Origin of the sequence: Streptomyces sp. BF23-19 (assembly GCF_041106355.1) — a bacterium.
Lineage (GTDB): Bacteria > Actinomycetota > Actinomycetes > Streptomycetales > Streptomycetaceae > Streptomyces > Streptomyces virginiae_A.
The window spans coordinates 1-10,947 of sequence record NZ_JBGBPT010000147.1; the positions used below are offsets into that span (position 1 = coordinate 1).

Genomic DNA, 10,947 nt, shown 5'->3' on the forward strand with positions numbered 1-10,947 from the left:
GGCGGCGACCGGCGCTGACCGCGCAGCCTTCTGGGATGACCGCGCCCCTGAAGCGCCGCTACGGGTAGCTGGGAGCTCCAGCTCACCGCCGAGCTCGACGATGGCGGCGAGCAGGTGAGCGTGGTGGTCGGTCACGATGTCTCCATGTTGCAGCCGGATACGTCGTCGCTGTTCGTGGGGTCGGGGTGTAAGAAGCGGGTGTAGCGGAGTCCGGTCTCCGGAGTGATGTTGAACACCGCGCATGGGTGCTGCGGGCTCGTGGGGGCGGGGCGCAGCATTCGCACGGTCCATCAGGTGTCGCCGTAGTGGTCCCGCATCACCTCCACCCGCTGCTCGGGCCGGGCCGCCTGGCAGCCGGGGCACCGGCGCCCTGTGACGTGCTCGGCGACGGGGAAGATGGACTGCGCGGAGCGCACCTGGAGCACGTCCAAGAGCAGCGGTGCGTGGCAGAGGGGGCAGGGTTCGCCGTACCTGGTGCTGTTCATGCGCGGGAGAATGCACACACGCGCGGCTTACCGTCTCGGGCTGCCGTGACGGCCCGCCTGGCGGGCGCCCCCGGTCAAGACTTGGTGATGGCTTCCCGCCCGGCGGGAAGGACCCCGGATCGCTCGTTCCCGCAGGTCAAGGGCGGGGTTCTGTGGCCCGGTGATCAGCAAGTCGGAGGTTCGCCGGGCCCCGGCGGTCGCCGCCGCTCTGACCGCCCTGTGCGGACGCCGTCGCCCCACCGTCGTCCCCGGCCGGGCCAACCGGCGTCGCGGTGCTCGTCGGAGCAGGCGTGGTCACGCCGGCCGACATCCTGAGGGGCGCCGGCGCCGCCCGCGCCATGACGGCCAACAGCACGCGGCGGCCGGCCGGAACACGTCGGAGCCGCCGTAGGCGAGTGCTGCTGCGGGGGCGCCGGACCGCCCGAGTGGACCCCGCCTACCGGCCCGGGCTCAGTTGCGGACCTGACATGCCGGGTGCGGTCGGCGGGGGGCGCGGCGCTTGGAGATGTCGATCGTGAGGAAAAGGGCTCCCGAGGCGGCCGTCGCGGCGAACGACAGGATTGCGGCTTCCAGCCCCCACGCGTGCGAGAGCATCAGCCACGTCGCCGCCGTGGCCCCGGCCGTGAACAGCAGCAGCGCGATCCTGGCCCTGAGCGACATGCTGCCGCTCACCGCTACGCAGCCGTATCCCATGACGGCGCCCGGGAGGAGGGTCACGATTGCACCCAGGATCAGGAAGACAAGAAGGGCGATGAGCACGGTGCACTGACCTCCGGGCGGTATCCGCGTTCCCCGCCGGTGGGGCGGGGTTCTCGACGGCCATCCTGCCAGATGATTTGAACGTGTTCAATGTTGGCTCGGCGGTGGGGGCATGGCACGATCGCGGGACACCCATGCCTGATCAGAGGCACTCGTAAACAGCCCCTGTCAGAACCGCCTGGCAAGATCACACGTATGACCAGCAACACCGGAACTCCCGTCCCACTCCCAGCCAATCACCGCATCTCCGAGACGTACGCCGACTGGGCACGTACTCAGGGGCCGGGCATCGAAACCGACGCCCGCGACACGCTGGAACGGGCGGGCAACAGCCGGCACCGGGCCTGGGAGAAGCCCGGCCGGTTCGTGGACGACGCGGAGCGCCTGGCCCGGGGCCTGCCGGCCGCCCACCTGCCCTGGTTCTGGGACACCATCGGTCATTGGATGCTCGAGACGCACCGCCGCTCCGCCGCCCGCGCCTACGCGCAGGCGCGCGCCGCCGAGCGTACCCACGCTCTGCCGGTCGATCCCGACTGGCGGCGGGCGAATCTACTGCTGTTCGCCCGGTTCGGCGCCCTGCCCGCCAGTGAGCTCGGGGGTGCGGCGGCCTGGTTGGCCGGTGTCCTGGAACCGGTCGACGCGCACCACGAGTTCGTCCGCCTGCTGAGTGCCTGGGCGGCGTCCCCCGGCGAGCTTCCCGCCGATCTGGCCCGCCGGGTCCGGGACTCGGCCCGTGCGGCCGGGCTCGGCAGCGAGGAGGAGGCCCGGGTGCTGGGCGGGGTGCTGGCCGCGGCCCGAGGCAAGGCCATACCCGACCGGCTGCTCGACGCGGCAGTCGGCCCGCTCGGCGACCACCCGCCCGCCGACGAGCAGGCCACCGCCCTCCTCGACCTGTTTCCCGAGTCGAAGAACGACGCGGCTGCCTGGCTGCGACTGCTCATCGCGTGCGGCGCCTCGGACGCGGCCGCGGCCGGGCGGATCACCCCGGAGGGCGGCCTCGGCGGCTGGCTGCGCCGGTACGCCGCCGGATACTCCCACCGCACGGTCGGCGGCGGAGGGGTGACCCGCCAGCCCATGCCCGCAGAACTCTTCGACCTGGTGAGCCGGTTCGCCCCACTGCTGCGCGCGCACGGCACCCCGGTCCGGCTGCACGAGGACCGCTACCGGTGGCCGCATCTGGACGCCGACCTCCTCGACCTCTGCCTCGCCGAGGGCGTACCCGTCCACGACCCCGGTGCTGCGATCAGTCTGGAGTTCTGGGGTGAGCACTCCCAGCGCGACCTCAAGGCACTCGCCACCGATCCGGTGTTCGGCCCCCGGCTGGAAGGCACCGTGCACGCCGGGCTCCGCACCCGTGGCGGCACTGCGATCAGCGGCACCGCCATCAGCCGGCTCCCGCACAATCCGGGCATCACCGCCGAGGTGCACGCCCGCGTCGAGAAGCTGCTCGACGCCCTGCGCGGCGGGGGACTCGCCGCCGCCGACGAGGCCGTCGACGAGCTGCACGGCCTCCTCGACCGGCCCACCGCCATCGCCCTGGACGGCATCGAGGAGGCCCTCGACGCACTCGACCTCACCGGCCCACTGGCCCGCGCCCTGCGGGCCGGGCTCCCCGAGGAGCTGGGCTGGGCCGCCCTGGACCAGGCCCTCGCCGTGTTCCGGCCCGACGAAACCGTGCACGTCACCTGCACCTGGCCGGTGCTCACCGTGTACGGGGAAACCCGCGCCCTCGCCGTCGACCACGCCGGGCTGCGCGCAGAGCACACCCTGGAACTGCCCGACGGCGCACTCGGCCACACCGTGCACTGGGTCGGCGGCCGGTTCCTCGTCGCCTGGAACGAGGAGCACAAGGACAACTCCTCCAACACCGCCTACTGGTCCGACCACCCCGGTGAGAGGTTCGCACCGGAGCAGACGTACGGACTGCGCCCCTACGGCGGCAGCATCCAGGGCGGCCTCGGCTACCAGTTCGAAACCCCGGACGGTGGCGGCCGGTTCGACGGCGAGCGCGTCCTGCGGGCCAGCGGCCGTGAGGGCATCAGCCACCGCGACTACCAGATGTACGACGGCCACGACTTCTGGAGCACCGAGGTGTTCAGCGAGGACCACGGCGGCTGGAACCGCCTCGACCCGGCCACCGGTGTTCCCACCGCCGACCGCACCCTGCCCGCCTTTCACGACCCCGCCGGATCCCCGCCCGGCACGAAGCCCTTCCCCGACCACCGGATCCTCGCCGCACTGCCGCCCGGCGCCCCGCCCTCTCCGCTCGGCCAGGACGGCGCACTCACCGGCTGCCGGGTCGACTACCGCACGCCGTACGCGGGTCCCTCGCCCCGCGAGTTCGTGATGGAGTCCATCGACGGCCGTACCGCCTCCTACCGCAGCCACACCTGGGGCCGCCGCCCGTGGGGAATCCTTGCCCTGCCGCTCGGCGGAGAGGACGCGGTCCTGGCCGGCGGGACCACCATCCGCAGCCACGCCGCCGCCGACAACTCGCTGCTCTGGCAGGTACAGGGCTTCCCCGGCAGCCGCGACAGGTCCCGGAGCCGCGCCACCCTGGGCGAACTGGCCGGGCCGGTGCCGCCACCCGCCTTCTGGCACTTCCTCACCCCGCGCGACGAGCCCTCGTCCCGTGCCCTGCGGACGGTCACCGACGCCGCGGTGCGCGAGCTGCTGCACCAGGGCGCCGGGAGCGCCCTGCCCGGAGTGACCGACCCGCAGGTCCGGGAGGGCGTCGACCGCGCCGTCCAACTCGCCGCCGACGTGCTGCGCCGGCGCCGGGAGCTGTCCCACCGGGTCGCCGTCATGCGGGCCGGGCCGGTCGTTGACCTGCCCGACCCGGCGCCGGACAACCGGCTCGTCCCGGCCCTCCACGGCCTGCTGCCCCACCTGCGCGGCTACGAGGAACGGCAGCCGCAGCCACAGCCCGCCCTCCTCACCTCGGTCGCCGCTGACGGCCGGTACCTGCGCGGCGAGATCGACGACGAAGTGCGGGTGCTCGCCCTGCCCGCGCCGCCCTCCGAGTGGGCGGTGCTGACCGGCCGGATCGATGCCGTGGCCTGGCGGACCGTCGTCGCGGGCACACCCGACGAGCAGCGACAGGCGCTCGCGGCACTGCTCGACGTATGGAGCCGGCAGCCGTTCGCGGAGGCCGGCAGCTCCTGGCGGACCGGCCGGGCCCCGGAGCAGCGGATCACCCAACTGCGCGAGGACGGTTTCGCCGTGGCCTCCGGGCCGGACCGCAGCGGACTCGCCCCCTTTCTCCAGCGAGCAGCCGATCCGGTGCCCGCCGATGCCGAGGAGTGCGCCACGCACACCGTCGTCGCCGATGACACCAACCGGCTCCCCCGCCTGCTGGCCCTGCTTGCCGGACAAGGCCCGCTGCCGGTGCCCGAGGAGGCCGTGGACCTGTTCCGCTGGCGCACCGGGGTGCCGCGCCCGATCGCCGCCCTGGTCCTCGACGGATTCGCCGGCAGCGACGACTACGGTGCGCACCGCAAGCTGGTCCGCTCCAAGCCGTACAAGGCGGACCAGAACACCCTCTACGCGTACGACGAGTTCCAGCGACGGCTCGGTCCGGCCGGCCGCCGCACCGTGCTCGCCGCCGCTCTGCCCGGCGACCCGGCCGAGCTGTGGGCCCCCGGCGGGGTGACCGCGGCCGCGGGACGCATGGCCGTGGCCTGGGCCCAGCTGCTCGGCAGTGCCCCGTACACCGATGACGGCAGCCATGCCGCTGCCCTCGCCGCGGACCACGGACTCCCGGAGATCTGGTCCACGGCCCTGCTCACCGGCCGCCTCGAGAAACCTCTGGAGGCCGACGGCATGCAGGCCGCCGCCACCACAGTCGGCTGGGCTCTCGCCGAGCGCCCGGTAGAAGACCCTGCCGCGCAGGGTGCCCGCGTCCTGCTCGGCGGGCTCACGGACCTGCCCGCCGATCTGCTCACCGCTCTGCGCCGGCTGGCGAACCGGTCCGCCACCACCCCCGTTCCGCCAGGCCAGTACGAGACCAACCCGCTGTTCAGCGTCCCGGACCTGGTGGACGAGGTGTCGGCGGCTCTCGGTGTCAGCCGTGACGCGGCCGCCCTCCAGCTCCAGCTGCACGCTTTCGACCGCCCGGCCGACCGCACCGTCCGCCGCTGGAACTCCTGGTCGATCGATCACCACCGCGCCGTCCGCAAGGAGCTGACCGCCGCGAAGGCCCCGCGCCCCAAACCCGCCACCCCGGCAGAAGCCCCCGCTGCGGTCCCGGCACCCGCGCACGACCGGTTCACTCGAGCCTGGGCGGACAGTGCGGCACGGCCAGAAACGAAGGCGTGATGCTGCTGAACGCCTCACGCAAATACGGCTCCGTTGCTTGCGCCTGGGCGTACCGCCGGCGGCTGCGCACCCCGCCGCCGGCGGAGGTCGGAAGGAGATTCGTGACCGCTTCCCGGATGTCGTGCCAGATCCACAGGCGGCATCCCGCGTACCAGCGAGGCCCCGTGTGTCACCGGGATTCCGTGTGTCACCGGGATTCCGGTGAGGTAGCCTCCGCCTGATCATCCATACCGTGCCCGGGGGCAGACCATGCCGATACGCTTTGCACTGCGGGCTTCCGGCGTGCCGGCCTTCGTGGCCGTCGCCACACTGGCCGTCGCCGGCTGTGGGGCGGGTCCTGGAAAGCCTGCGGCCGAGCTCGCGACCCCCGAGTCCGCCTCCGCCTCCCCTTCCGCCGTGGCCTCCGCGAGCCGCCCGCTGACCGCCGAACAACTGGTGGCGGCCGCACTGCCGCAGGAGAGCCCGGACGCGGACCGGCATCCCGTCTCCGTCCGCAAGCTCCAGGTCAGCGACCGGGAGGACCAGGTATCCGATCCTGCCTGCGGACAGCTGCTGGCAGCCGCCCGTGCCTGGCGGCCCTCCCAGCCGGCTCCGGCCGTGGTGAACCAGACGTTCAACTGGAAGGACGACAACGGCGGCGCATCCACCCTCGCCTCGTACGGGAACTCTGGCGCGGTGGCGGTGTTCGCGGAGGTTCGCGAGGGGCTGAGCACCTGCCGGTACTACGAGAGCCCGGCCTCCACCACTACCTACAAGGGCACGGTCACAGTCGATCCCGCCCCGAGGCTCGGGGACGAAGCGGTGCAGTTCGAGATCACCGCCCCGACCGAGGTGGGCCCACACGTCACCCAGTACACGGTGGTCCGCACCGGAAGCGTCGTCGCCACGTTCACCAAACTGTCGGTCGGTGGCCGCGACATACGCGCCTTTCCGCCTGCCATGATCGCCCAGCAGATCTCTCTCCTCCAGCAGGCGCAAAGCTGAGGCCCACGGCCCCTGGGCCGCCCCGTTCCGGATCTTCCCTTCGACGCCGGGTACATGCCGTTCCTCGATGCGCTGATGGACATCGCGGACGAGGACGGCGACGGGAATCTGACCTGGGATGAGCAGGTTCGCTGGTTTGGCGCCCTGATGGGGCTGCCTGAAGCGGACGCTCGAGAGGTCTTCGGCCGCCTCGATCGGGACGCCGACGCGCTGATCAGCCGGGACGACATGCTCCAGGCGATCCGTGAGTTCTACTTCAACGAGGAGCCGACCTCCTCCGGTGTGTGGCTGCTCGGACCACTGGACCCCGCATAGCAAGTAGACCTGTTGCCCAGACGGACCGGTTGGAACCCGAGGTCGCGGTCCACCTGCCCGACGGCCGCCAGAGCGCGCGAGCCATCGAGGACCGGCTGCGCGAGCACAGCCCTGGTGTCCGGGTTCCGGCCGGCCTGCTGTCTCGGCTCTACGGGCTGGAGGAGCGGATCGTCGCCGCCGTAGGCGACCTGCCCTCCACCCTCGCCTCCCACGCAGTCGGCCGTGTCCTGGAGCAGGCGGCCCTCACGCCGGGCGAGATCGGCCTGCTGCTGTTCGCAGCGGTCAGCGCCGATGTCGAGGAACCCGCCAACGCGCACATCGTGGCCGTGCAGAGCGGGCTGTCCTGCCCGGTCTTCGACGTCACAAACGCCTGCAACAGCGTCCTGAACGCCCTGGAGGTTCCCGTCGCGTGCGGGGATGCGAGCGAGGCGGCTCCTGTGGGAGTGGCGGTGTCAGCGCCAGGGGTCAACCCTCGCCCGCGCATGTCACACAGGTTGCCGAACGGTGTGCTTCTGATGCGGGGTGCTGGCCGGCCGCGGCTATGGTCGGGCGCAGTCCGCGCCGATAGGGCGTGCGCGGGCGAGGCCCGGTGACCAGAGCGCTCTGGCGGCAGTAGTGCCGGGCCGCCCAACCACCCACTGGACCGAGGTCCGGCGTCCGAGCACGCGGCTCGTCGGGTGCGGGCCACGGCCCAGTCGAACGGAGTGGCTGCTGCCATCCGCTTCACCATCGATGACTTCCGACTCGACCCGGTGGCCGACCGCGACCTACCTGGCCGGGCACAACGCCACCCTCGGCCAGGTCAAGCGGACGGCGCCCGCACCGCCCAGTTCACGCGTGCCTGCACCCGCTGCCCCTTGTGTGAGCGCCGCCTGCGGTGTCGACTTCGACGCGATCGCGAGCCGGGCCGGCGTGACAGGGGGCGTCACTGCCTGCGGAGGGCCGTTCGTCCTGGTGCGGGCTTGGCGTGGTTGAGCTGGTGACAGGTCACTGCGCTCTTGACGGTGACAGGTGAGGACGTTTCTGCCGGCCAGGGTGCTGCATATTTCTCTACGGGGCCAGTTGCGGCCCGGACCAGTACGAGGGGACGGGTGCGTCGCGCGTCGTACAGGGAGCCATACCCGCCACCCCCTTATATGGTGAGAAAAGGGATCTACGGGACGCGTTGGGAGCATCCTGTCTCCGCCGCCCGAGAGGCCCACCCTGCTGCCCGTTCTATAGGAGGTGCTGTGTCCCGGACCGGTCCTGTCATCGATGAGTTGGTGGCTTCCGCACTCAACGCGCCCGGGGAATTGGTGACCCGGCTTCTGGGCAGCGCGGATCTTCGTACGGCCCGGCTCGGTCAGGCCGTCCGCGACCTGCAGGACGTCCCGCCGGAGCCGCAGGACGCCGATGCCTGTGACGGGACGCGTGTGATCGACCCGGTGACCCACGACCCCGCGTGGTGACTGACCGCAGGGCAACGGCAGGCGCAGCCAGGGTGCTGGCCGCCGACCTGGACGGCACCTTGCTGGGCGGGAGCCCACACGACCGACGGCAGCTCCTCGACGCACTGAACGGGGACCCGGACATCACCGTCGTATTCGCGACCGGCCGAGGCCTGACATCGGTCCGGGCTCTCCTGCGCGACGATCCCCTGCTGCCGCCCCCGCACTGGATCATCGCCGACGTCGGGTCCACCATCGTCGATGCCACCCGCATGGCGCACGCCCGAGCCCTGGAGGCACGGCTGCGCGCCGGATGGCCGGGCGCCGGACGGGTCCGGGCGGCGCTGGAGGCGTTCCCGCACCTCGTGTACCAGGAGCAGGTACCCCAGGAAGGCCGCTGCTCCTTCTATCTTGCCCCCGATGCCCTGTCCGACGAGCTGATCCGTGCGGTGGAGGAGCTGGGATGCTCCTGGTCGTACGCTTCGGGCCGGTACTTCGACGTCCTACCGCCCAGAGCCGGCAAGGGACATGCGCTGGAGCTCCTCGCCCAGACGCTCGGGTGGCCCCGGCGGGCGATGCTGGTGGCCGGGGACTCCCTCAACGACCTTTCGCTGTTCCGCCTGGGCACGCCCGCCGTCGTGGTCGCCAACGCGGAACCCGCTCTGACCGCGCGGGTCCCTGCCAGTGACCGCGTCCACCATTCGGCCCTTGACGGAGCGGCCGCCGTGCTGCAGGCGATCGAACGCCAGGGCCGGCCGCCGAGGCACTCGGTGGTGGTCGGCTACCACCGCCCGCCCATCTGCTGGCTCGACGGAGCATGGCGGCCGCCCCCCAGCCCCAACGGCATCCTGCCCACCCTCCAGGCCGCTCTGGCCGACGAGCACCTGGACGCAGTATGGGCCGCCGCCCACGTCGGCGAAGCACCCGCGCCTGCACCGCCCCGAGCTGACGGCGTCCCGACGCTCTCTCTCCTGCCGCTGCCCCCCGACCGGTGGGCCGGCTACTTCCACCGCACGTGCAAGGAGACCCTCTGGCCGGCCCTGATGTCCCAGCCCGAGCTCATCAGGCACCGGCCCGCGCACTGGGACGACTACGAAGCCGTCAACACCGCCTTCGCCCGTCACATCGCCTCCCTCGCCGAACAGGGCGCGACGGTCTGGCTCCACGACTACAACCTCTGGCTCGTACCCGCCGCTCTCAAGGCCGACCGCCCCGACCTGACCATCGGCCTGTTCCACCACACCCCCTTCCCCCGCCCCGACGTCTTCCGCCGCATCCCGGCAGCCAACCAGCTGCGCGACTCACTCGCCCGCCTGGACTGGGCCGGCTTCCACACCCCCGACTGCGCCGACAACTTCCGCCGGCTCCTCGCGGGCACCGCGGTGCCCGCCCCGGACATCGGCGTGCACCCCCTCGGCATCGACCGCCCCGCCGTCACCCACCTCGCCCGCTCCCGGGCCGGGTCCCGACCACACCACAACAACGACGGCATCCAGCTGGTGCTGTCGGTGGAACGCCTCGACTACGCCAAAGCCCCCGTACACAAGATCCACGCACTGGACACCCTCCTCGCCGAAGAGCCCACACTCCGGCAACAGGTCCGCTACCGCCTGATCTGCCCACCACCCGAGCCCGGCATCCACGCCTACGACACGACCCGCACCGCACTCGAGAACGCCATCACCTGTATCAACCAGCGGTGGAGCACTGCCGGCTGGCAACCCGTCGAGTACATCCCCCACACCCTCGACTTCACCGAAGTCGTCGATCACTACCTCGAGGCCGACCTCTTCTGGGTGACCTCGCTCGCCGACGGCATGAACCTCACGGCCCAGGAGTACATCACCGCACACCACGCCGCCGACCGCCCGGGCGTCCTGATCCTCTCCCGCCACGCGGGAGTCGCCCAGCACCTGGGCAGCGCGGCCGTACTGACCGACCCACTGCTTCCGCACGACCTGGTGGACACCCTGCGAGCCGCGCTGGCCATGCCGGTGGACGAACGTGCTACCCATATCGCCCGTCTGGCGGCCCTGCTGGACACCCCGGACCCCGCCGACTGGGCGCGTACGGTCATCACAGCCATCCGCGCCAGCGCTGCCCCGCAGACACGCTGACGATCCCCCGGGGCGCGCCCGTCGGGCCTGGTGGCGGTCATCGCCCGCCACGGGCCCGCCTCGGCCACCGGCGCGCCCGCTGCTGCGCCGCGGGTGCGGGGGACCGTGGATCCGTGGGCCGCGCCCGCGCCCGCGAGTACGGATGTGAAGCGGGTCTGGGGCCCGTTGACCGAGGGCCTGGACGTTCTCCGTGACCTCGACCTCGACCTCGGCAGCCGGCTGCGCGCCCTGGTCCTCCCGGCCCCGGGTCTCTCCGGCGGCCGCCCGCTCCCGCTCCACCAGCATCCCGCTGCCGCGGCTCCCGACACGCCGGCCCCGGCCGCGGTCCCCGCCCACCGGCGACAGGCCGCCCCGGCGAAGGCGGCGGGGCGCGGCCGGTAGCGCCGGGTGCTGCGCTTCGCGGGGCCGGGAAGACGGCACGGCGGCGGCCGGGAAGACCGGCGAGGCCCGGGTCCTTTAGCGGGTGGCCGTGCCCGGGGTTGTCGGGGTGTGGGTCGGGCACGGCGGTGGGGTTCGGGGGTCAGGCGAGGGCGAGGCTGATCT

9 protein-coding genes are annotated in these 10,947 nt (G+C 72.5%); 7 read left to right on the forward strand and 2 right to left on the reverse strand.

The genetic code is table 11. The features are described from left to right. Nucleotides 1–290: 290 nt before the first annotated feature. Complete coding sequence (locus AB8A24_RS41860) at nucleotides 291–485, reverse strand: hypothetical protein (RefSeq protein WP_369479119.1); 195 nt, start codon at nucleotides 483–485, stop codon at nucleotides 291–293. A 450-nt stretch (nucleotides 486–935) separates the two neighbouring features. After that, entirely contained in the window at nucleotides 936–1,244 is a 309-nt protein-coding gene (locus AB8A24_RS41865) for a hypothetical protein (RefSeq protein WP_369479120.1), read from the reverse strand. Nucleotides 1,245–1,439: 195 nt separating this feature from the next. Between AB8A24_RS41865 and AB8A24_RS41870 the strand changes: the two genes are divergently transcribed. From AB8A24_RS41870 to AB8A24_RS41900, 7 genes are all read left to right on the forward strand, one after another. Next, a complete protein-coding gene (locus AB8A24_RS41870; RefSeq protein ID WP_369479121.1) occupies nucleotides 1,440–5,561 on the forward strand; it encodes a hypothetical protein in 4,122 nt (1,373 codons plus the stop codon). 249 nt (nucleotides 5,562–5,810) lie between these two features. Beyond that, nucleotides 5,811–6,545, forward strand: a complete 735-nt coding sequence (locus AB8A24_RS41875; protein ID WP_369479122.1) for a hypothetical protein — start codon at nucleotides 5,811–5,813, stop codon at nucleotides 6,543–6,545. Nucleotides 6,546–6,599: 54 nt separating this feature from the next. Further along, nucleotides 6,600–6,860 (forward strand): EF-hand domain-containing protein, encoded by a 261-nt coding sequence (locus tag AB8A24_RS41880; protein WP_369479123.1) that lies wholly within the window; start codon nucleotides 6,600–6,602, stop codon nucleotides 6,858–6,860. Nucleotides 6,861–6,889: 29 nt separating this feature from the next. Next, nucleotides 6,890–7,453: a hypothetical protein gene (locus AB8A24_RS41885; protein ID WP_369479124.1), complete on the forward strand. Its 564-nt coding sequence runs from the start codon at nucleotides 6,890–6,892 to the stop codon at nucleotides 7,451–7,453. Nucleotides 7,454–8,119: 666 nt separating this feature from the next. Further along, nucleotides 8,120–8,308, forward strand: coding sequence for a hypothetical protein (locus AB8A24_RS41890; protein WP_369479125.1), 189 nt, complete (start codon nucleotides 8,120–8,122; stop codon nucleotides 8,306–8,308). Between the two features lie 32 nt (nucleotides 8,309–8,340). Continuing rightward, nucleotides 8,341–10,404 carry an HAD-IIB family hydrolase gene (locus AB8A24_RS41895; protein ID WP_369479126.1) on the forward strand — a complete coding sequence of 688 codons (2,064 nt, stop codon included), beginning with the start codon at nucleotides 8,341–8,343 and terminating at the stop codon, nucleotides 10,402–10,404. A gap of 30 nt (nucleotides 10,405–10,434) precedes the next feature. Next, a complete protein-coding gene (locus tag AB8A24_RS41900) occupies nucleotides 10,435–10,785 on the forward strand; it encodes a hypothetical protein (RefSeq protein ID WP_369479127.1) in 351 nt (116 codons plus the stop codon). Nucleotides 10,786–10,947: the final 162 nt, after the last annotated feature.

What these genes read in the sequence shown, in the direction of transcription:
- AB8A24_RS41880 (WP_369479123.1), top strand. Translation starts at nt 6,600, where the DNA reads ATGCCGTTCCTCGATGCGCTGATGGACATCGCGGACGAGGACGGCGAC.
- AB8A24_RS41860 (WP_369479119.1), bottom strand. Translation starts at nt 485, where the DNA reads ATGAACAGCACCAGGTACGGCGAACCCTGCCCCCTCTGCCACGCACCG.
- AB8A24_RS41870 (WP_369479121.1), top strand. Translation starts at nt 1,440, where the DNA reads ATGACCAGCAACACCGGAACTCCCGTCCCACTCCCAGCCAATCACCGC.
- AB8A24_RS41875 (WP_369479122.1), top strand. Translation starts at nt 5,811, where the DNA reads ATGCCGATACGCTTTGCACTGCGGGCTTCCGGCGTGCCGGCCTTCGTG.